The 22,535-nt window shown below is 33.1% G+C and carries 13 protein-coding genes and 2 tRNA genes; 9 read left to right on the plus strand and 6 right to left on the minus strand.

Features of this window, described 5'->3' with window-relative positions; translation table 11 throughout:
* Positions 1-1,048 precede the first annotated feature (1,048 nt).
* The 4 genes from RCH18_RS14475 to serB all read left to right on the plus strand — a co-directional run bounded on the left by RCH18_RS14475 (position 1,049) and on the right by serB (position 6,209).
* Positions 1,049-2,374 (plus strand): trigger factor, encoded by a 1,326-nt coding sequence (locus RCH18_RS14475; RefSeq protein WP_326937486.1) that lies wholly within the window; start codon positions 1,049-1,051, stop codon positions 2,372-2,374.
* Between the two features lie 446 nt (positions 2,375-2,820).
* Entirely contained in the window at positions 2,821-3,495 is a 675-nt protein-coding gene (gene clpP / locus RCH18_RS14480; RefSeq protein ID WP_326937487.1) for an ATP-dependent Clp endopeptidase proteolytic subunit ClpP, read from the plus strand.
* 87 nt (positions 3,496-3,582) lie between these two features.
* Positions 3,583-4,815 carry an ATP-dependent Clp protease ATP-binding subunit ClpX gene (gene clpX, locus RCH18_RS14485; RefSeq protein ID WP_121924005.1) on the plus strand — a complete coding sequence of 411 codons (1,233 nt, stop codon included), beginning with the start codon at positions 3,583-3,585 and terminating at the stop codon, positions 4,813-4,815.
* A 155-nt stretch (positions 4,816-4,970) separates the two neighbouring features.
* Entirely contained in the window at positions 4,971-6,209 is a 1,239-nt protein-coding gene (gene serB / locus RCH18_RS14490) for a phosphoserine phosphatase SerB (RefSeq protein WP_326937488.1), read from the plus strand.
* A gap of 91 nt (positions 6,210-6,300) precedes the next feature.
* Here serB and RCH18_RS14495 read toward each other — a convergent pair whose 3' ends face one another.
* Positions 6,301-7,827, minus strand: coding sequence for a GH3 auxin-responsive promoter family protein (locus RCH18_RS14495; RefSeq protein WP_326937489.1), 1,527 nt, complete (start codon positions 7,825-7,827; stop codon positions 6,301-6,303).
* A gap of 206 nt (positions 7,828-8,033) precedes the next feature.
* Here RCH18_RS14495 and RCH18_RS14500 point away from each other — a divergent pair, with 206 nt between their 5' ends.
* A complete protein-coding gene (locus RCH18_RS14500) occupies positions 8,034-8,828 on the plus strand; it encodes a DUF2797 domain-containing protein (RefSeq protein ID WP_326937490.1) in 795 nt (264 codons plus the stop codon).
* Positions 8,829-8,882: 54 nt separating this feature from the next.
* Here RCH18_RS14500 and RCH18_RS14505 read toward each other — a convergent pair whose 3' ends face one another.
* Both RCH18_RS14505 and sppA read right to left on the minus strand, forming a co-directional pair.
* The gene (locus RCH18_RS14505) at positions 8,883-11,498 is read right to left on the minus strand and encodes an AsmA-like C-terminal region-containing protein (RefSeq protein WP_326937491.1); all 2,616 of its coding nucleotides are present in this window, start codon (positions 11,496-11,498) and stop codon (positions 8,883-8,885) included.
* Between the two features lie 338 nt (positions 11,499-11,836).
* The gene (sppA, locus tag RCH18_RS14510; RefSeq protein WP_326937492.1) at positions 11,837-13,597 is read right to left on the minus strand and encodes a signal peptide peptidase SppA; all 1,761 of its coding nucleotides are present in this window, start codon (positions 13,595-13,597) and stop codon (positions 11,837-11,839) included.
* Positions 13,598-13,734: 137 nt separating this feature from the next.
* Between sppA and folK the strand changes: the two genes are divergently transcribed.
* Positions 13,735-14,871, plus strand: coding sequence for a 2-amino-4-hydroxy-6-hydroxymethyldihydropteridine diphosphokinase (gene folK, locus RCH18_RS14515; RefSeq protein WP_326937493.1), 1,137 nt, complete (start codon positions 13,735-13,737; stop codon positions 14,869-14,871).
* Between the two features lie 23 nt (positions 14,872-14,894).
* On the opposite strand, the gene RCH18_RS14520 is transcribed toward folK, so the two are convergent.
* The 3 genes from RCH18_RS14520 to RCH18_RS14530 form a co-directional block, all read right to left on the minus strand.
* On the minus strand, positions 14,895-17,261 hold the full coding sequence (locus tag RCH18_RS14520; protein WP_326937494.1) for an Ig-like domain-containing protein: 2,367 nt from the start codon (positions 17,259-17,261) through the stop codon (positions 14,895-14,897).
* 38 nt (positions 17,262-17,299) lie between these two features.
* Positions 17,300-17,839 (minus strand): RNA methyltransferase, encoded by a 540-nt coding sequence (locus RCH18_RS14525; RefSeq protein ID WP_326937495.1) that lies wholly within the window; start codon positions 17,837-17,839, stop codon positions 17,300-17,302.
* 71 nt (positions 17,840-17,910) lie between these two features.
* A complete protein-coding gene (locus RCH18_RS14530) occupies positions 17,911-18,369 on the minus strand; it encodes a DUF1573 domain-containing protein (RefSeq protein ID WP_326937501.1) in 459 nt (152 codons plus the stop codon).
* A 163-nt stretch (positions 18,370-18,532) separates the two neighbouring features.
* On the opposite strand from RCH18_RS14530, the gene mutS reads away from it, so the two are divergent.
* From mutS to RCH18_RS14545, 3 genes are all read left to right on the plus strand, one after another.
* Positions 18,533-21,139 carry a DNA mismatch repair protein MutS gene (gene mutS, locus RCH18_RS14535; RefSeq protein ID WP_326937496.1) on the plus strand — a complete coding sequence of 869 codons (2,607 nt, stop codon included), beginning with the start codon at positions 18,533-18,535 and terminating at the stop codon, positions 21,137-21,139.
* 225 nt (positions 21,140-21,364) lie between these two features.
* A tRNA-Gly gene (locus tag RCH18_RS14540) sits at positions 21,365-21,440 on the plus strand.
* An 11-nt stretch (positions 21,441-21,451) separates the two neighbouring features.
* Positions 21,452-21,537: transfer RNA gene (locus RCH18_RS14545), tRNA-Leu, on the plus strand.
* The last annotated feature ends 998 nt before the right edge of the window (positions 21,538-22,535 follow it).

A 22,535-nucleotide genomic window follows, 5' to 3' on the forward strand; every position in this document is an offset into this window, starting at 1 on the left:
CCGCTCGTACCCATTATCACAATCATTTGATTTCTATTTCGAAAGTGAATAATTTCTAATTGAACTATATTTTTATTTTAAAGAACTGTTTTTTTATAAAATGTAAGGAACAAGCATTTATCTTACTTTAAGCTTTTGTTTTCTCGACAGGAAAAATTAATTTTCAGTGCGGCACAAGCGGGACGCTCGCGCCAGCGGGGGATTGTTCTATTATGTGTTCGTCACAATCTAGTTCTAGTATTTGTTCTAATCTGTATATTTGAGTATTGTAGAGTATTTTAGACTTGGCTGTTGTGGAAGGTTTATATTCTCCGCAATCAAGTGCTCTAGACTTTTTTAAGCAGCTATTAATTTTTTTTCCTCTTACTAAAATCTCCAATAAATTAGAATCGAATTTAATACTGTAATCGTACTTTTTTTCGCACACAATACAATACGACACGTCATTCCTTGAATAAGTTAAGTTTTCATTAATAAAATTCAAATCAAGTTCTGTTGAAAATATCGATCGGCAATTTAAGCAAGTAAGTTCAAGGCAAATTTCCTGGTTTGGTGAAAGCGTTATTTCGAATTTATTCATCTTTTCTTGCGGTTTTTTTTTTTTTTTGAAGAATAGCCGCTGACTTAACTGTAAATAATGCAGAGTTAATTTATTCTATTTTGGTTATGAAGATTATTACGAGCTAACTTTCTTACTTTTCAAATTTAGTGTTTAAAAGTGCAGAATATAAATTTTTGTAATTATTTTTGAGGGAGTAAACGTCGTTATATGATGAATTACTTCTAGAATAAAACGTGTTTCAAACCTTGAGCCGCGTGAAGGATTGCAGTGGAAATCCTTTTATGCAGCACAGCGAAATAAAAGATTGCAGCGTAAAGCCTGACCCACCGTAGAGGAACGAAGGTGGAACACGCCCAAATCCTAAAATATATTCTAATTATCCAAGCTACAAATCAGCGCTACAGGTTCGAGACTAAAAAGCTTGTAGAACTTGCAAAAATTTTATAATTTTGCAGTCCGAAATTATAATATAAAGTAAAGAAGACGATGGATATTAAAAGAGTAGCAACAGACGCTGTAAACGAGACAATTGTAATGACTGTAGTTCACATGGATTACAAAGGTCAAGTGGCAAAAAGAATAAACGAAAAAATGCCTTTGGCAACTGTAAAAGGATTTAGAAAAGGGGCGGTGCCTAAAGATCTTGTTGAAAAACAATACGGGAAACCAATCAAACAAGAAGAAGTTCAAAAAGTGGTTGACTTAGCTTTGGAGCGTTTTGTGCAATCAGAAAGATTAAACCTTCTTGGAACTCCACTTCCTAAAGTAAACGAGAATTTTTCTTGGGATGCTGAAGAATTGGTTTTTGAATATGAAATTGGTCTAGTTCCTAACTTTACTTTAGACCTTGAAGGTAAAAACGACGTAGTAAAATATGTAGTTAAAGCTGATGATAAATTAATCGATGGTCAAGTAGCACGTATCCAAAAACAATTTGGAACTGCAATTCCTCAAGAAGTTGTGGTTGCAGATTCAGATATTACTGGAACTTTTTCAAATGAAGAAGCTGGAATCAACAACGCAACTACAATTGCTTTTGATCTGTTTAAAGACAAAGCAACTGCTGATAAATTCATCGGTAAAAAAGTAGGTGACGTTGTGACTGTAAATACAAATGGTTTGTTTGAAGACGCGCATCAATTGATGGACATAATGAAAATAGGTCATGATGACGTTCACACAATCGCTGTTGATGTAGATTTTACTATCGAAGCAATCAATGGAGCAGAACTTGCTGAATTAAACCAAGAGTTATTTGACAAACTTTTTGGAGCTGGAACTGTAGCTACAGTTGACGAATTGAAAGCTAAAATTAAGGAAGATGCTGAAACTCAATTTGCGCAACAAGCAGACCAAAAATTATTAGCTGATGTTCAAGATTTCTTGATCGAAAGCACAAAATTTGATTTGCCAGCTGAATTCTTGAAAAAATGGTTGCAAACAGTAGGTGAGAAAAAATTATCTCCTGAAGAAGCAGAAGTAGAATATGCAAGATCAGAAAGAGGACTGCGTTTTCAGTTGATCGAAGGTAGAGCAATGGCGACAAATGAAATCAAAGTTAGTTTTGAAGATTTGAAATCATTTACTACTAAAAATATCCGTCAACAAATGGCACAATTTGGTCAAACCAATCCAACGGACGAAGAAGTTCAAGGAATTGTAGCTAGAGTTTTGTCAAACCAAGACGAAGTAAAAAGACTTTCTGACCAAGTGGTAGGAGAAAAAATGCTGGAATTGTTTATTGAGAAAGCAAATCCAACTACTAAAGAAGTAACTTACGAAGAATTTATTGCCGCTTCATACGGGGAATAAATTTAGTCTGTAAAGTGGTAAAGTCGAAAGTCAAAAGTCCCGTAGCAGGCTGAGATTAGTGAAATTTTATTATTTGCTTACCAATTGGAAACAATAAAAAATAAGTATATTTGAGCGTCAAAATAAATTTTTTGGCGCTCTTTTTATTTATGTTAGGAGCTAATCCAGTCTCGAAGCTTCGGGGCGTTACAAGTTTTTTATCTTGTTTGCTTTTTTATAAGCAAGAAAAGGAGCTTCTTCCAGTGGCTCTTTTTGCGAAAGAAAAGATATATAACGATTTCAAAAAGCTTTTCGCTACAAACTGAGTTCACTGAACATCAATTAAAATAGATGTCAGTGAAGTAATCTGGGCTAAAAACGAGACATATTGACATTAAGTGTAAAGAGGTACGACCTTTGCAATGAAGAGCAAAGTAGATATAAAGTTAAACTTAGAACAAAAAAATATGAATTACGGTAAAGAATTTAAAAAATTTGCTACAAAGCACCAAGGGATAAACTCAATGTATTACGATAAAATCGTAGGTGCAATGACCCCTACTAATATGACTCCTTATATTATCGAGGAGCGTCAGTTGAATATTTCACAATTAGATGTTTTCTCTAGATTAATGATGGATCGTATTATATTCCTAGGAACAGGAATTGACGACCAAATTGCAAATATCGTTCAAGCACAATTATTGTTTCTTGAAAGTGCTGATGCTTCTAAGGATATTCAAATTTATTTGAACTCTCCAGGAGGGAGTGTGTACGCGGGATTAGGAATCTACGACACGATGCAATACATCAAACCAGATGTAGCCACTATTTGTACTGGAATGGCAGCGTCAATGGGCGCAGTTTTATTATGTGCAGGAGCAGCAGGAAAACGTTCGGCATTGCCACATTCAAGGGTTATGATTCACCAACCATCAGGAGGAGCACAAGGAGTTGCAACTGATATGGAAATCAACTTACGTGAGATGATGAAATTGAAAAATGAGTTGTATGAAATTATTTCTCAACATTCAGGACAAACATTTGATAAAGTACACTCAGATAGTGAACGTGATTATTGGATGATTGCTGAAGAAGCAAAGGCTTATGGAATGATTGATGAGGTTTTAATAAGAAAGTAAAAATATAGTCGAAAGTCGAAAGTCGAAAGTCAGGAGCAATGCGAATGACTTTTGACTTTATGACTTTTTGGCTTTAGACTTAAAAGAATGGCAAAAGCAGTATTAGAATGTTCGTTTTGTGCGAGAAAGAAACCAGAAACCAGCTTGCTGATTGCTGGAATCAATGCGCATATTTGTGATAAATGTATCGAACAGGCACACGGAATTGTTTTAGAGGAATTAAAATCTGGCGGAAGTTCAAAGCTTGTTGGTGATTTAATTTTGAAAAAACCAAAAGAAATTAGAGCTTTCTTAGATCAATACGTTATTGGTCAAGATCAAACTAAAAAAGTAATGTCGGTTGCGGTTTACAATCACTACAAGCGTTTGATGCAACAGCAATTAGACGACGAAGTGGAGATTGAAAAAAGTAACATCATCATGGTGGGACAAACAGGAACAGGAAAAACATTGGTGGCTAAAACCATAGCTAAAATGCTTGATGTTCCTTTAGCAATCGTTGATGCAACAGTACTAACAGAAGCGGGTTATGTAGGAGAAGATGTTGAAAGTATTTTGACTCGTTTGCTACAAGCGGCAGATTATGATGTAGCGAAAGCAGAACGCGGAATCGTATTTATTGATGAAATAGATAAAATTGCTCGTAAAAGCGATAACCCATCTATTACACGTGACGTTTCTGGAGAAGGAGTGCAGCAAGCTTTATTGAAATTATTAGAAGGAACCGTTGTGAATGTACCACCAAAAGGAGGACGTAAGCATCCAGACCAGAAATTTGTTGAAGTAAACACTCAGAATATCTTGTTTATTGCTGGTGGAGCTTTTGATGGTGTAGAAAGAATTATCTCTAAACGATTGAATCGTCAAGCAGTTGGTTATTCTACTTCTAAAAATGTAGATAATATTGATAAAGACAATTTGTTGCAATACATTATTCCAAAAGACATCAAAGATTTTGGATTAATTCCTGAGATAATTGGTCGTTTGCCCGTGTTGACGCACATGGATCCATTGGACAGAGAAACGTTGAGAGCAATTTTAACACAACCTAAAAATGCGTTAATAAAGCAATATGAAAAATTGTTTTTAATGGACGACGTAGTTTTCACTATTACGGATGAAGCTTTAGATTTTATTGTAAATAAGGCATTAGAATATAAATTAGGAGCTCGCGGATTGCGTTCGTTATGTGAAGCAATCTTAACGGATGCGATGTACGAATTGCCAAGTTCTGATGATAAAACATTAGAAATTGATGTGAAGTACGCACAGGAGACATTGAATAAAAATTTATTGAAGCGATTAGAGATTGCTTCATAAATTACATATTTCTCAAAAACACAAACCCGTTCATTACATTGAGCGGGTTTTTTTATGGCTATTTTACACTATTTGTTATTGTGCGCAAAAAGGAGTAATTTTTTTTTTTATCAGCATTAGAATACCGATTTTTGTTCACTCTAAAAAAGTACAGTATGCAAATAGAAGATAAAGAGGTTATTTTGTTGAAAGTTTCTGGACAAGATAAGCTTGGTGTAACCGCGGGACTCACGGCTATTTTGGCAAATTATGATGCCATAATATTAGATATCGGTCAAGCTGATATTCATGACACTTTATCATTAGGTATTTTATTTGAAATAAAAGGAGGTTCTACTTCTGGACCCGTGTTAAAAGATCTCTTGTTTAGAGCTTATGAATTAGAAGTTAAAGTAAAGTTTATTCCAATCTCAATTGATGATTACGAGATTTGGGTAAAAGGACAAAGACAACAGCGGTATTCAATAAATGTTTTAGGTGAAAAATTAACTGCCGCGCAATTAGCTGCAATCACTCGGATTTTAGCGAATCAAAACTTAAATATTGACGCGATAAAAAGGTTAACGGGTCGCGTGTCTATTGTGGAAGAAGAGGAGTTTCCTCGTTCTTGTATTCAATTATCGGTCACCGGTACAATTGTAGACAAAACTTTTATGACCGCTAGCTTTATGGAAATTTCCAGAACTCTCGATGTCGATATTTCTTTTCAGGAAGATAATATGTATCGAAGAAATCGTCGTTTAGTTTGTTTTGATATGGATTCTACGTTAATACAAACCGAAGTTATTGATGAATTAGCTGAGTTAGCGGGAGTGGGAGAGCAAGTACGTGCAATTACTGAAGCAGCAATGAATGGCGAGATTGATTTTAGCGAAAGTTTTAAGCAACGCATGCTCTTATTGAAAGGGTTGAGTGAAGATGTATTACAAAATGTTGCCGAAAATTTACCCATCACAACAGGAGCGCATCGCTTGATGAAAGCCTTGAAATATTACGGTTATAAAACAGCTATTTTATCTGGTGGATTTACCTTTTTTGGAAAATATTTACAGAAGGAATTAGGAATTGATTATGTACACGCAAATGAGTTAGAAATCATTGACGGTAAATTGACTGGGAACTATCTCGGGGAAATTATAGACGGTAAAAAGAAAGCAGAATATTTACAAGCCATTGCAGATAAAGAAGGTATACATATTAATCAAACGATAGCAGTAGGAGATGGCGCTAATGATTTACCTATGCTAAGTTTAGCAGGTTTAGGAATTGCTTTTCATGCAAAACCAACGGTAAAAGAAAAAGCGGGAAGTTCTATTTCTAGTTTAGGTCTCGATGGAGTTTTGTATCTTTTAGGATATCACGACAGGCATATTGATATGATGGAGGAGGAGTAAAAAGAATTTTAAAGATACCAATCTTCTACTATAATAAAATTATAAAGTGCCTGAATGTCACATATTATAATAAACAAGGAGAAATTTTAAATTAAATCGCAATACTTATTTGCATGCTTTTCAATTGTTCTAGATAATCTCTTTGGTTAGATAATCTTGGAATTTTATGTTGGCCGCCCAGTTTATTGCGGTCTTTCAGCCAATCGTAAAATAAATTTTTTCGTGCTATGTTTATTATTAACGGATTCAAAGTCATATTGTTAAAGCGTTTTGCTTCATAATCGGAATTCAGAGATTGAATCGATTCATCTAATATTTTTTGAAAAACGGAAATATCGATAGGATTTTCTTTAAACTCAATTATCCATTCGTGAGCTCCTTTTTCTTTACCTTCCATAAAAACAGGCGCAACGGTATAATCGACCACTTGAGTATTGGTTAGTTTACAGGCTTTGGCAATAGCCTGATCTGTATTTTCAACCATTAATTCCTCACCAAATACGTTTATATGATGTTTGGTTCTGCCCGTAACTCTAATTCTATAAGGGTTTAAAGAGGTAAAACGCACCGTATCACCTATTAAATAACGCCATAGTCCAGAATTAGTGGTAATTATTAAAGCATAATTTTTAAACAATTGTACGTCAGCTAACCGAATTACTTTTTGATTCGGTGTTCCAAAAGTATCCATTGGAATGAACTCGTAGAAAATACCATAATCCAACATCAATAATAAATCACTGGAATTGTTTACATCCTGAATAGCAAAAAAGCCTTCAGAGGCATTGTATATTTCGTAGTATTTAAAATCCTTTTTAGGTAATATTTTTTGGTACTGTTCGCGGTAAGGTTCAAAATTGACGCCACCATGAAAATACACTTCCAAGTTGGGCCAAATTTCGAGCAAATTCCCTTTTCCAGTTTCCTCTAGCATCTTGTTCATTAACACCAGCATCCAAGAAGGAACGCCTGCAAAACTAGTTACATTTTCGTTTTTGGTTTCGTTTATAATGGCTGCGATTTTAGTTTCCCAATCACTCATCAATGAAATTTTACTGCTAGGTGTGCTACTAAATTCAGCCCAAATTGGCATGTTTTCAATAAGGATTGCAGATAAATCACCAAAGAAGGTGTCGTTATCTTCGTAAATTTGAGAACTGCCGCCTAAACGTAAACTTTTGCCAAGAAAGAGTTGAGAATTTTCATTGTTGCTTAAATATAAACACAATAAATCTTTACTGCCTTTATAATGACAATCTTCTAGCGCTTCGTAACTTACTGGTATAAACTTACTTTTCGCATTAGTTGTTCCACTGGATTTTGCAAACCATTTTATCGGTTCTTCCCAAAATACATTTTGCTCGCCTTGACGAGTCCTTTCTATAAGAGGTTGTAACTCTTCATAGGTAGAAATAGGAATGCGTTCTGCAAATTTCGCATAAGTATTGATGGAATAATAATCGTATTTTTTACCTAAAACAGTATTTTTTGCCGACTGAATTAAATTCATAAGCAATTCTTCTTGTACTTCATTGGGATATTTCAAGAAAAGTTCGATTTGATGGATTCTTTGTTTAAGAACCCAAGAAGCAAACGAATTGATTATGGTCAGTGGCATATAGATTTCTGATTTTAGATTAATGATTATTACTTTCAGATTTGAATATCGATTGACAAATACTAACTTTGTCAAAGTATCAAAAATAGTGTTTTTTTAGAAAAAACAATTCTTTAATAATCTAAAGATTCTTTTTTCTAAAAAGTCTAACCAGAGTTACGTTAGATCCACAATCATAAATTGTTAATAAAAACCCTAAAATTATAATGACTTACGAAGGTGTTCTAAAAAAAATGCAAACAGAACTTGGAGATCCAATTCAGTATTATATGGTGTTTGATGAAAGTTTTATAAACGTAAATCAATTATTAGATAAAAATGTTGAAATCAATCTTTTAGGTTACCAATGTTTAAATTGCGGAAAAAAGAAGAAAATATTTCGTCAAGGTTTTTGTTATGATTGTTTTTATTCGAGTGCGTCTGTAGGCGATTGGATTATTAGGCCTGAATTAAGTAAGGCTCATCTTGGCATTGCTGATAGAGATTTAGCGTATGAAGAAAAAGCTCAGCTGCAACCCCATATTGTTTATTTAGCATTATCAAGCGAAGTAAAAGTTGGAGTAACGAGAAAAACCCAAATGCCAACACGCTGGATCGATCAAGGAGCTAATGAAGCTATTGCAATTGTAGAAGTTCCAAATAGATATTTAGCAGGAATTACTGAAGTTGCCTTAAAAAGTCATTATGCCGATAAAACAAACTGGAGGAAAATGCTAACTAATTCTGTTGAGCATGTTGATTTAATTGCTGAAAGATTAAAGCTTGAAAATTTAATACCAACAGAAGTGAAAGAATATTTCTTTTTGCAAAAAAATGATTTGTATCAAATGAAGTATCCTGTTATAGAATATCCAAAAAAAGTGACCAGTTTAAGTTTAGATAAAACTCCTCAGTTTAAAGGAAAATTAAAAGGAATAAAGGGACAATATTTAATTTTTGATGATGGAATAGTCTTTAATGTTCGAAGTTCAGAAGGTTATGTTGTTCGCATAAATATATAAAAAAGACCTAAAAAGTAAATTGCTTTTTAGGTCTTATTGTTATAATTTTTAAACTTAATTCACTTTTGTTGTATCAACTGGTTTTTTGTTTTTATTAAAAAAACCATTTAATATACTGGAAGCTTTCTTTTTTATTTCCTCATTTACCTCTTCTTTAGTTTTAGGAATCACTGTTTTTACCGTATCGCCAGGTTTTTTGTTTTTATTAATTAAATCATTTAAGGCTGATGTTCCTTGTTTTACTAATCTATCCTTTTGCTGATTGACTAATTTTGTGGTAAGCGCTGTTACCGCACTATTAATATCAGTAGTTATTTTAGGATTGGTAAAATTACCTACAACAATTGCCGTAATTGGTATGCTTTCTACTTTAGTTGCTTCGGCTGGCGTTAATCGTGCAATTAATGCATTTGCTTCTGATCCTAAATATTTTGCGGGTACATCAAATTTTAGGTTATAATTCATGCTTTGGTCAAAACCATGTGATCCTCCTACAGTTGCCTTTATATCTTTGTAATTAATGTCAAACGGTTTTACGTTTACTTTTCCATCCTTGAAGGTGATAGCAGCCTTAATATCATTCAAATTAATTTTACTAAGATCGATAAATTTAATATTTGAGCTCAATGCCGTTAGTAAAGTAGAGGAACTACTATTTACAGTAGTTGAAAGTAATTGTCCTAATAAGTCTCCAGTCAGCGTATTCAAATCTGGTGTAAACTCCGTTGCATCAAGATTTCCATTTAATTTAATAGTAGAGTTTAATTTTCCATTGACAATTCCCGCTATTGGAGCGATCTTTTTTAGCATATCTAATTGTGTAAAAGATTGTGCAATATCTACCTGATTCAAAATAAGGTTCATATTAAAAACCGGTACTTTTCCCTTAGTCGAAACAGCCCCATTAGCGGCGATAATCCCTCCAAAGATGGCTGTTTTTACGTTTTCTAAAGTCACTTTTTCATCATTTACTATTAGCTTCCCTGATACATCTTTTAAGGTTAAATTGTCATATAATACCGTAGCGGCTTTTGCGGTAAGCGTGCAATTTAAAAAAGCTGGAATTTTCATTGCCTCAGCCTTTTTAGTTTCATTGGGTTTGTTTTCGGTAGTGGTCATAAAATCGTTGACTGCTAATTGCTTAGAATTCATATTGAAATTGCCTTTCAATTCTTGATTTCTAAAGATAAAGCCATAGAAATTATCTAAAATCCCTGTTATACTAATGTCGCTTTTGCCTGTAGTTGCATCAAATTGTTTGAGGTTAACCTGACTTGGATTAAACTGAACTAAAGCGGTACTTATATTCATCGTTTTCCCATTTACATCAGCGTATTTAAATCCAGATAAACTCATTGTTCCTGCGTTATTTATCTTCTCGTATTGACTTTTTTCTACAGATTGCATGTCGAATTTAGTCTTTACATCTGCTTTTAAAATTCCAGAAAGAGGCTTGTCTAATTTTACTGGATACGCTTTTGTTAAATTAGCTAGATTTATTGTTCCTTTTAAAACGGCATCAACTGCTGCGTTTTCAGTAATATTACTTATTTTCGCTTTGGCGTTAAATATATCTTGATCTATTCTAAAAGAAAGTTGGTCAATATTAACGTAAGTGTCGTTTAAAATTCCAGTTTCGTTAATAATTTTGGTATCTATAATGATATTTTCAACTGTTTTAGGTAAGTCAGGATATTTAAAAGATGCATTCTTTGAAGCGATATCGATATTAAATTTGGGTATCGTGTTATCAGAATATAATCCTTTTGCAAAACCTGCTACTGTAAAATCTCCGGTGGTTTTCACATTGTCTAAACTAGCGGCATAAGCAGCTGGAATGACACCAAGAAAATTTTTAAAAGAAGATGTAGGTGTTTTAAATTTTAAATCATATTCTTGACCAGCTTCCACCAATTGAATAAAACCATCAAATTCTAAAGGCAATTGATTAATGAGTGCTTTATTATCCTTGAACGTGTATTTGCTATTTTCTAAATCTATTCCTAAAATGGCATCAAGTGATAAGGTAACATTTTTCATATAGTTGACTTTATCCATATCTAAAGAAACTTTCGCAGTAGACTTGGTAACCAAATCAAGTTTTTGAGCTGTAAAATCGCCTACACCTTGATGATCCAAACTATCAATTACCATTTTAATTTTTGAAATCTCATCAAAATATCTGAATTGAAAGTTCTCAATTTGATAATTTTTAATTTTAAGGGTTAATGGTTCGCTTTTGCTATTTACTTTTGTGTCATTATTTTTAAGTGCAATATCATAATTTCCAATTCCTTCTTTATTAAAAATTATATTGATTAATCCGTTTTTAGTGCTTATACCATCAATATTTATCGATTCATTTTTTTTCTTAAATAATTCTTTGATAGACATCTCCAAATCCACTTCGCCTAATGATATTAAAGTATCTCCTAGAAATGGAGCTTTGTTTATTATGATCAGTGAGTCCAATGTAACTGTAGCACTAGGGAAGCTTTTAAATAAACTTAAATCAGCTTCTTTAAAACTAATTTTAGCATCTACTTTTTCATTTATTGCCGTTAAAATTTTAGCTTTTATTTGATCCTCAAAAAAATAGGGAATTGCTAACAAAGCAACTAAAATTAAGAGTAATAAAGTGCCTACTATTTTTAAAATTGTTTTTAACATGATTTAATTTTATAAAGATTTATTTGTTGCACAATGTGTATTAATAGTTGTAAAAATAGTGATTAAGAATTTTGCTTCCGTATTCTTAATAATAAAAGTACAATTCTTTTTATTGCTTAAAGCGCATTAAATACACTTTAAATAATTACTAATAAAGTGAGTGGGATTTTGCGCTATTAAAAATCGTACTCACTTAGTAGCTTTAGCTTAGTAAAAAATAGATTTAATTACTGATAATTCTACACATCATAAAATGCACTAAAATAGTATTGTATCATCAAATAAAAAAATCCGTTCAAAACTTAATTTAAACGGATTTCTTCTGGCTTTACTACAAGCTAATTTATATTAATTTGAAAAGGTATTGATGCTTGTATTCCACTACGGGCTTGTAATTTTTTTACTTGTTGTAATATGAAATAGTTTTCTTCACCAATCTCTTCTTTAATAAAAGCTGCTTTTGATTTTGCAAAAGGTAAATTAGCAAATAAGTCGTTCAAATTTTTCTCGTATTCAGGATAATTCTGAGTGCTATAACTTTTAACTTTTGCTAATGCTGCCGCTTTAACAATGGCGTCATCGAGTCCTCCTATCTTATCTACTAAACCTATCTTTAAAGCTTGCGAACCTGTCCAGACACGACCTTGCGCTATTGAATCCACTTGCGCAAATGTCATTTTTCTACCTTCGGCAACACGCGTTACAAAAGTTTTATAAATATGTTCAACACTTTCTAAAGTAACTGCTTTAAATTTTTCATCAATAGGAACAAAAGGACTGTAATTTGCTGCATTTTGATGTGTTTGCACTTGCTCAGTATTGATTCCTATTTTAGTTGCTAATGCGGTAAAATTAGGTAAGACTCCAAAAACTCCTATAGATCCTGTAATAGTATTTGCTTCTGCAAAAATAGAATTGGCATTACAGGCAATATAATATCCTCCTGATGCTGCATAATTTCCCATAGAAACAACTATAGGTTTTACTTTTTTAGTCAATTCAATTTCTCTCCAAATTAGATCAGAGGTTAAAGCACTACCACCAGGGCTATCAACTCGAAGTACAATTGCTTTTACTTTTTTGTTTTTTCTAGCTTCTTGTAATGAACGACGCATTGAACCTTCACCAATAACTGTTACATCACCTTCACCACTTAAGATTTCACCCTGTGCATAAATTATGGCTATCTCGTTAGTACTATCAAATGTTTGCGAAGTTGTTGCAATTTTTTGAGCATAATCAGTAATGGATACCTTATTATAATCGTCATCATTTTTCACTTTTAATGCTTTCTTGATAGCGCTATGATAAATGTCTTCATAGGCAATAATATCAACAAGTTTCTGTGATTTTGCCATTTCAGGGGTTCTTGCTAGTAAACCATCAGCAATTTCATTTAGTTTTATCACTGAAATGTTTCTACTTTTTGAAATATCTGCAACAACTGAATTCCATACCGAAGTTAATAAAGCTGTAGTTTGCTCTCTATTAGCATCACTCATTTCATTAGCAATAAATGGCTCAACTGCACTTTTATATTTTCCATGGCGAATAACTTCTAATTTCAAACCTGATTTTTCTTGAAAATCTTTAAAAAACATAATTTCAGCAGAAAGTCCTTTAAAATCCATGTCTCCTACAGGATTTATATAAATGGTATTGGCCACCGAATTCAAGTAATATTCCTTTTGAGAATATGAATTGGCATAAGCCATTATAAATTTACCAGACTTTTTGAAATCTTCAAGTGCATCGCGAACTGCTTTGCTTTGTGCCATTCCTAATGAAGAATTATCATTTAAAATTGATATTCCTTTAATATCACTGTCCATTTTTGCTTTCTCAATTGCATTAATAATATCAACTAATCCAATTGATTTATTATCAGAAAAAATACTGACCCACGGATCTTTATATTTCCCAGCATAATCATTCTGAATTCCGTCCAAATTTAATTCGATAACCGAATCGCTTTTTACGGTCACAACTTCGGATTCACTGCCAAAAATAGCTCCAACGATCACGATCCCAAAAAAGAACAACATAAAGAAAACAAAAATTCCAATTATAGTTGCTAATACATTTCCTAAAAATCTCATATTTATATTTTTTTAATAAGTCGCTAATGAGTTCAATATGTTACAATTTTATAGGTTAAAAAATCTATAATTAGTTATCAACACTCTTTACAAAGATACTTCTATTCTAAAATTCTTTTAGTTAATTTGCGGTTAATATGAAATCACAACATCAAGTCGTTTTATCACTTGGAAGTAATCAAGGCAATCGCTCCGAAAATATCGATAACTGTATTGCATTAATCCATCAAAACATAGGAACGGTAATAAAAGTTTCTAAATTGTACGAAAGTCCTGCTTGGGGTTTTGATAGTGATGCTTTTTATAATTGCGCATTAATGTTGCATACTGCAAGTTCTGCACACAAGGTTTTGACACAAGTTTTAAAAATCGAAAAAATACTAGGAAGGGTTCGTAGTAACATTTTTGGCTATCAATCACGTGTAATTGATATTGATATTATAGCTTTTGATGAAGAGATTATTAATTCTGATAAGCTACAAGTTCCACATCCTTTAATGCAAGACAGAAACTTTGTCTTGCTTCCTGTTGATGATTTAAATTTAGATTGGAAACATCCTATTTTAAAGAAAACAATTTTAGAATTAGTACAATTGTCTAAAGATACAAGTATTTGTAATGTAATTCAGGATTTAGAAAGCCCATTACAGCGCATTGCGTTAGAACAATTTAATTATGTTGCTTTTGAAGGAAATATTGGAGCAGGAAAAACCACATTGGCAACGAAAATTGCAGAAGATTTTAATGCAAAAACAGTTTTAGAACGTTTTGCAGATAATCCTTTTTTACCAAAATTTTACAAAGATCAAAATAGATATGCCTTTCCGCTGGAAATGTCATTTCTAGCTGATCGCTACCAACAATTGTCAGATGATTTAGCGCAATTTGACTTATTTAAGGATTTTATAGTAGCTGATTATCATATTTTTAAATCGTTGATTTTTGCCAAAATTACATTAGCTGATGATGAATATCGCTTATATCGTAATCTCTTTGATATTATATATAAAGAAATGCCAAAGCCAGATTTATACGTTTATTTATATCAAAATTCAGAGCGACTGTTGCAAAATATTAAAAGAAGGGGCAGAAGTTACGAACAAGAAATCCCTGCTGACTATTTAGATAAAATTAATAGCGGATATTTAGATTATATAAAGTCACAAACAGAATTGAATGTCTTGATTATTGACGTTTCAAATAGAGATTTTGTCAAAAATCAAGAGGACTATCTCTATATACTAAATGAAATTGAAAAAAAAATAAGCAGGTGAGAACAAATAGCTAGTCAACATATTTATCTCTTTAAAGTAAAATGTCCTTTAATTTCGGGCTTGTTATTTTCTAATTTTATTCGATACCAGTAATCATCAGCAGGCAAATATTTATTTTCATAAGTTCCATTCCAGCTATAATTTTTAGCATTTAATTCAATTATTAGTTTCCCAAACCTATCAAAAACCTGAGCGATTGACTGTGGATAATTAATCATTTCTTTAATTTCCCATGTATCATTAGCCCCATCATTATTAGGAGTAAAAAATTTAGAGATGGTAAAAACAATAAATCCCTGTTCTACTAAGTTGCAACCATTTACATCACGCACATAAGCTACATAAGAACCTGATTGGAGATAAGAAAATTGATTTAAAGGCTGGAAATCTAGACCATTAATCGAATACTCATAATATTGCTGTGATTTTTCAAGTTCTATGGTAATTGAATTTTCAATCACATTTATCACATTAATTACTGGTTTTGGCTGTTCTATCACACTTATTATCTTTTTTGATTCACAAGCAATGGCATTTGGTGAACTAATAGTAACGCTATAATCACCTATTGCAGATACTGTAATATTTCGGGTGGTTTCTCCTCCGGGTGACCATAAATAATTCATGTTCTCTATTGAAGCATTTAGTGTCACGCTTTCTCCTTGGCATAAAATAATTTCCTGTTTTATAGTATTAATAGGATAAACGGTAGCAAGTACACCAACTCTGGTGCTGGAACAGCCATTGACTACTGCCTCTGCGTAGAAAGTGGTGGTTGCACTGATTATTGGGGTAGTAAATGCATTTCCAGAATATAATAGTGTGCCTGCAGATGCTGAGTCATACCAATTAATATCCCCTGATGAAGCAGTTGCTTTTAAAGTTACAGTTCCATCACCGCATCTTTCTTCTGGAATTGTTGAAGTAATTGTTAGAGAAATAGTAACTGTAGCTGTAACTGCTGTTCTGGAAGTACTTGTACAATCATCTGCAAGGGCTTCTACGTAATAAGTTGTTGAGGTAGATATACTAGGAGTTGTAAATTTTGTTCCAGTTCCTTTTAGCGTTCCGCCATTAGGAACGTCATACCAATTTATTATTCCTGCAGAAGCAACCGCTTCTAAAGTTGCAGCCCCAGAATTACAAACGATACCTGGAGTTGTTGCGGTAATAGTAGGAAATGGTTTTACAGTAGCAATAATTTCTCGTCTTGGCGTATCGCATATCTCATTTGCAACATTTACATAATAAGACGTGGTGGTGCTGATTGATGGAGTAGTGTAGGAGTCACCAATAGCTATTAATGGACCTCCAGTTTTTGAATTGTACCACAATACATCTCCATCTGTTGCAGCTGCAGTGAGTGTCAATGTCCCTTCTCCACATCGTGCTGCAGAATTAATACTTACAATGGCAGGAATGGTAATTGTGGTACTTGCTGAAATTTCCAACGGACTTTCGCCTGGCATTCCACCGTATTCTACTATATATCCTTGTGGACGATATAATCTAGGACCACCAGTGTTTTCTAAGTCATTCCATGCTCCTTTGATTGATCCTACTAAATTAGGGTTTGTAATGTGTGCATAATGCTCAGTACCGCCAGCATTATTTGGCTCTTTGTAGGCGCTATTAGTATTCCACCGAGCGAAATTGGGCGTTGAGCCAGAGAAGTCACCATTCCAAAAGATTGTTCCAGTGCCTCCATTATTTAAACCTTCAGGACCAGTTACCCATTTCCAAACGCCCTCGGTTTCGGCATCAGTGCCACCTATCCAGCCAGTTCCAGGGGCTTGCGCTCCAGCTAACAGCGCCTCGTCTTCAGCCGTTAAAGTTGCTAAATAGCCTTGCAAACCATAATAAGGTCTATTGGCTGCATCAGCTTTTGCATTTATCCAAGTGATATCTAAGCTGGGTACAAATTCGTAAAAGTGGCCGTTTCGTGGTAAATAATTTGCGGAGCCAAATCCTAAATTGATTGAAAAACTTCGAGTTCCAGATGGGGATAACGATGAGTTATTATATTCCACGTCCCTAATAGCGTTTTCTAAGTCAATATAATTCTCAAGAATTCCTGTAGGACTGTACAATTTTAATTTCCCTTCTGAAGCGCTCCAGTTAGTAGTAATGTTAGGATGTGAAGCAGGATTAGCTAATGTTAATAAATCTGGCCCTGAAATATATCCTGATGAAATTTGAATATAAATGGCATCTGTACCAGTATCAGCTGCATCGTGAGTTATTGTTGCGCTAGTGACTATTTTGATATTGGTTCCAGCACAGTAAATTTGATTTCCAGTTGCTGAAATTTTTGGAGGATTTGTTTGAGCAAAGGCAAACAAACCAATATGAAAAAATAATATTAAAAAAAGCAGTGTTGTAATTCTCATTTTGTAAAAATACACTATTCTATGATAAAAATTAAAAACTAGATTATGGCCCTTTTAATTTTCGAAAATAAATCCCAAACTACTATTCCTGCACTTACCGAAATATTCAGTGAGTGCTTTGTTCCTAATTGTGGTATTTCTATCGATCCATCACAAATTGCTACAGCATCCTGCGAAACTCCATATACCTCATTTCCAAAAATCAACGCATATTTTTTATCTTTTTCTACTGTAAAATCTTGTAAGAAAATAGCGCTTTCTACTTGTTCTATGGCAAGCGTAATAATGTTAGCTTTTTTTAAATTTTCTATTACTTCAAGTACATTTTTATTATGCTCCCAAGTTACTGTATCGGTTGCGCCAAGTGCTGTTTTGTGTATTTCTTTATTAGGAGGCGTAGCTGTTATTCCACATAAATATACTTTTTCTATTAAAAATGCATCGGCAGTTCTAAATACAGATCCTATATTATGCAAACTTCTTATATCATCTAATACTAGAATTAAAGGTGTCTTTTCAGCTTTTTTAAAAGTTTCAACTGATTTTCTACCCAATTCATTATTATCAAGTTTTCTCATTTTTTTTTAAAGATTTATCAAAAAAAAAGCTTCCTTAATGAAAGGAAGCTTTATTATTATAGGTGTTAAAATTAACTCTTTGAATTATTGATATCCAAAACATTTCCTTTAATAGTAAGGATTTTAGTTGGTACAACTGCATTAGTTGTCAACGTTATAGTTTTAGAAAAAGGCTGCCCAGCTCTAGAAGTATCATAATGTACTCCAATAACTCCTCTTGCTCCAGGAGCAATTGGCGCTCTTGAATAACTAGGAACTGTACAACCGCATGAGCCTTGAGCATTTGTAATAATTAAAGGCTTGTTGCCATTATTAGTAAAAACAAATTCACGATTACCATCAGAGTTGTAAGCAACAGTACCATAATCAATAGTTTCGCTAACGAAAACCATTCCTGCGCCACTTACTTTTGCTGTAGAGGCTGCAGTAGTTTTAGCTTTTATATTCTTTTTAGCTTTTGAAGTTTCTTGAGCATTAGAAGTAGTAACTCCTAAAACTAATAATAATGCGAACGCAACTATTTTTTTCATCATCTTTAATTTTTAGAATGGATGTTACAAATTTAAATAAATTTTCAGGCTATAGACTTAAATTAAACATAAAAATATTAATTATTTTACGAGATTATTATAAGTGGTATTAAATATATAAATTCGCTGATAGATTTTTATTCAATTTTTAAATATAAACAAGTTGGCTTCCAAAGATAAACAAGTTAAGGAAACTCCATTAATGAAGCAGTATAATGAGATCAAAAGGAAATATCCTGATGCTTGTTTGCTATTTCGTGTTGGTGATTTTTATGAAACTTTTGGTGATGATGCTGTAAGAGCCTCTAAGATTTTAGGAATTACGCTCACAAAGAGAGGTGCTGGCTCTGAAACAGAAACTGCGCTTGCTGGATTTCCATATCATTCTATCAATACATATTTACCCAAGTTAGTTAAAGCGGGCCTTCGCGTGGCGATTTGTGATCAACTTGAAGATCCAAAAATGGCTAAAACCATTGTAAAGCGCGGTGTGACTGAGCTGGTAACGCCAGGCGTATCTATGAATGATGAGGTATTACAATCAAAAACAAATAATTTTTTAGCTTCAATTTATTTTAATAATAAATCTATTGGTATTTCTTTTCTTGATGTTTCAACTGGTGAATTCTTGAGTTCTCAAGGTAATGCTGAATATATTGATAAATTGCTACAAAACTTTAATCCTAGCGAGGTTTTAATTCCTAAAAATTGCAAAAGTGAATTTAGGGAAATCTTTGGTGATGATTACCATAGTTTTTATCTCGAAGACTGGATATATAAAGAAGATTATGCATTTGAAACCTTAACTAAACATTTTCAAACCATATCTTTAAAAGGTTTTGGCATAGAAGAATTGAAGGAGGGAATAATTGCATCTGGTGCAATATTATATTATTTATCAGAAACGCAACACAATAAAGTGCAGCACATCACAAGCATACAACGTATAGCTGAAGATGCTTATGTGTGGATGGACAGGTTTACTATTCGCAATCTTGAATTGTATCACAGTTATAATCCTAATGCCGTTACACTGCTGGATGTTATTGATAAAACGCTTTCGCCAATGGGTGGACGTTTATTAAAAAGATGGTTAGCACTACCATTAAAAGACGCTAATAAAATTAGAGGTCGGCATGAAGTGGTTTCTTACCTAAAAGAGAATCAGAAAATTTTAAAAAACATACAAAATCAAATCAAGCAAATCTCTGATTTGGAACGTTTGATTTCTAAAATTGCCGCTGGAAAAGTATCGCCAAGGGAAATAATAAACTTAAAAGAATCTCTTGATGCAATTATACCTATTAAAACTTTGGCGCTAGCAAGTCCACAAGAAGCGGTAAAGGTAATTGGCGATAATATGCATAGTTGTGAGTTATTACGTGAAAAGATAAAAACAGTTTTAAATCAGAATGCTCCTGTGACGGTTGCCAAAGGGAATGCCATTGCTAAAGGAGTTCATGCAGAATTAGATGATTTAAGAGCTATTTCCACATCAGGTAAGGAATTTCTCGACGCAATAGAAAAACGAGAATCGCAAGCCACAGGAATTTCTTCATTAAAAATTTCATTTAATAATGTTTTTGGTTACTATATTGAAGTGCGAAACATGCATAAAGATAAGGTGCCAACAGAATGGATTAGAAAGCAAACCTTAGTTAATGCGGAGCGCTATATTACAGAGGAATTAAAGGAATATGAAACTAAAATACTAGGTGCGGAGGAAAAAATTTATAAAATAGAGGTAGAGTTATTTGAGCAATTAGTGAGCTGGATTGCCACTTATATAAAGCCAGTCCAGATGAATGCTAATTTAATAGCGCAGTTGGATTGTCTATGCTCTTTCACACAATTAGCAATTGAAAATAAATATGTTTGCCCAGAATTAGATGAAACATTTGAACTAGACATTAAAAACGGAAGACATCCTGTTATCGAAAAACAATTGCCTGTTGGAATGCCTTATATAGCTAATGATGTTTTCTTAGATAGGGAAACACAACAATTAATTATGATCACAGGTCCAAATATGTCTGGAAAATCAGCTATTCTACGTCAAACGGCTTTAATTGTATTGCTTGCGCAAATGGGATGCTTTGTCCCTGCAGAAAGCGTTAGAATGGGAATAGTTGATAAAATTTTTACTAGAGTAGGAGCGAGTGATAACATTTCGATGGGAGAATCTACTTTTATGGTTGAAATGAACGAGACAGCTTCTATCTTAAATAATATTTCTGATCGTAGTTTAGTACTATTGGATGAAATCGGACGTGGAACAAGTACTTATGACGGAATTTCAATCGCTTGGGCTATTGCCGAATTTTTGCACGAGCATCCATCAAAGCCCAAAACTCTTTTTGCAACGCATTATCACGAATTAAATGAAATGAGCGAATCATTACCCAGAATTAAAAATTATAATGTCGCCGTTAAGGAATTAAAAGATACCGTTTTATTTATTAGAAAATTAGTTCAAGGAGGAAGCGCGCATAGTTTTGGAATACATGTAGCAAAAATGGCTGGAATGCCTCAAATTGTTATTTTGAAAGCACAGAAGCTTTTGAAAAAACTAGAGAAGAATCATTCTAGTGATGCACTAAACGGAATTAAAGCAGCTAAGGACGAGATGCAAATGAGTTTTTTCAATCTAGACGATCCGTTGTTAGAAGAAATTAAAGAAGAGATATTAAATTTAGATATCAATACCATAACTCCTATGGAGGCATTGATGAAGCTAAATGAAATTAAAAGAATGCTGAGTAGAAAATAATTTTATTTGTTTAAAAAGAATCTCGTTATCAGAAGATTAACTTTTTTATTAAAATTTTTTATAAAAAACGCTTGTGTAACTCAATAAAAGTGCTAAATTTGCCACCGCAATACAGAACAAGTATCGCAGTTCTTTTCAAGAATTCAAAATGCAAAAATAGCTCATTCGGTAGAGCTCGATTGCGCCACGGCGAATCAAGGTCTACGAGTTATAGTTGAAAATAATGCGAAAATAGCTCAGTTGGTAGAGCGCGACCTTGCCAAGGTCGAGGTCGCGGGTTCGAGCCCCGTTTTTCGCTCCATACTACATAATGCTCGGATGGTGAAATTGGTAGACACGCTGGACTTAAAATCCAGTGAACAGCAATGTTCGTGCGGGTTCAAGTCCCGCTCTGAGTACAAAGAAAAACCGTAAATAACTAATTATTAGTTATTTGCGGTTTTTTTTATATCTATATTTGTACGATTAGTGTACGGTAGCTCAATTTTTTTCATTTAGGTTGATGATTTTCCCTATTTTCCTTGACTAATTTTTTTTTATTATTTTATTTAAGTTGAGCATATTGTTTTTAGAATAAGTAAGTTCATAAATGAAATTATAAAAAATATTTCAACTTCATATTTGAAAAAAAATATTTGTCGTTATCTAATCTCATATTATTTGTTTTTATATTTATTCTTTTACTTATTATTATATTTAATCTAATTTAAAATTGTTAAACAAGCATGGTTTATCTCATACAAAAGACAGCCTTATTGTTTTTTATAAGGTAGGGCTAGCTTTTTTAAGAACAGGATTATATTAACTTAAACAGTCGTTCAGAAATGATTTCTATAAATATCGAATCGTTTGACGAACCTTAATGTAAAACGTGTTGAATTACTATAAAAACGCTGTTTTTGTAAATAGGTGCTTGAGTGAATACGTGTTAGTCAAGTGCTATTAAGGAGTGTTTAAAAAGACATACTATTCCAATGTCTTTATTTTTACGTTAAAAAAATCTGTTAAATAAATGAACACTATTATGTCTCTTAAATGGTCAATCTCTTAAAATAAAACAAGTGTACTGAGGATGGTAACTGTTTATTCTTTTGTGCGCTACGCATACCATATATCTATAGTGTGCAAGTCCCGAACGAGCCTGCCAATGGGAATCGTTAGTCAAGAGCAAGGGTGCCTTTTCGTGAGTAAGAATCTGAAGATTATTGCGATAGCAATAGCTTCCTTGATCCAAGTGACTGAACGAACAGAAACATAATACAAGGCTTACTCTTTGGTTTAGTGGGCATTAGATCGCAAAGCCCAATAGTTGGACGTAAACAGAGGTAGTAAATTATGTCAGATATAGTGAAAGAGATATGAGTTTACCGTAGGAGCTCTGCAATAGTTAACCGAG

The organism is Flavobacterium sp. PL11 (assembly GCF_035985025.1).
Lineage (GTDB): Bacteria > Bacteroidota > Bacteroidia > Flavobacteriales > Flavobacteriaceae > Flavobacterium.

Coding starts and splice junctions, on each gene's coding strand:
- serB (WP_326937488.1), top strand. CDS start 4,971: ATGCAAATAGAAGATAAAGAGGTTATTTTGTTGAAAGTTTCTGGACAA.
- RCH18_RS14495 (WP_326937489.1), bottom strand. CDS start 7,827: ATGCCACTGACCATAATCAATTCGTTTGCTTCTTGGGTTCTTAAACAA.
- clpX (WP_121924005.1), top strand. CDS start 3,583: ATGGCAAAAGCAGTATTAGAATGTTCGTTTTGTGCGAGAAAGAAACCA.
- RCH18_RS14475 (WP_326937486.1), top strand. CDS start 1,049: ATGGATATTAAAAGAGTAGCAACAGACGCTGTAAACGAGACAATTGTA.
- RCH18_RS14500 (WP_326937490.1), top strand. CDS start 8,034: ATGACTTACGAAGGTGTTCTAAAAAAAATGCAAACAGAACTTGGAGAT.
- RCH18_RS14530 (WP_326937501.1), bottom strand. CDS start 18,369: ATGAAAAAAATAGTTGCGTTCGCATTATTATTAGTTTTAGGAGTTACT.
- RCH18_RS14505 (WP_326937491.1), bottom strand. CDS start 11,498: ATGTTAAAAACAATTTTAAAAATAGTAGGCACTTTATTACTCTTAATT.
- clpP (WP_326937487.1), top strand. CDS start 2,821: ATGAATTACGGTAAAGAATTTAAAAAATTTGCTACAAAGCACCAAGGG.
- RCH18_RS14520 (WP_326937494.1), bottom strand. CDS start 17,261: ATGAGAATTACAACACTGCTTTTTTTAATATTATTTTTTCATATTGGT.
- folK (WP_326937493.1), top strand. CDS start 13,735: ATGAAATCACAACATCAAGTCGTTTTATCACTTGGAAGTAATCAAGGC.
- sppA (WP_326937492.1), bottom strand. CDS start 13,597: ATGAGATTTTTAGGAAATGTATTAGCAACTATAATTGGAATTTTTGTT.
- RCH18_RS14525 (WP_326937495.1), bottom strand. CDS start 17,839: ATGAGAAAACTTGATAATAATGAATTGGGTAGAAAATCAGTTGAAACT.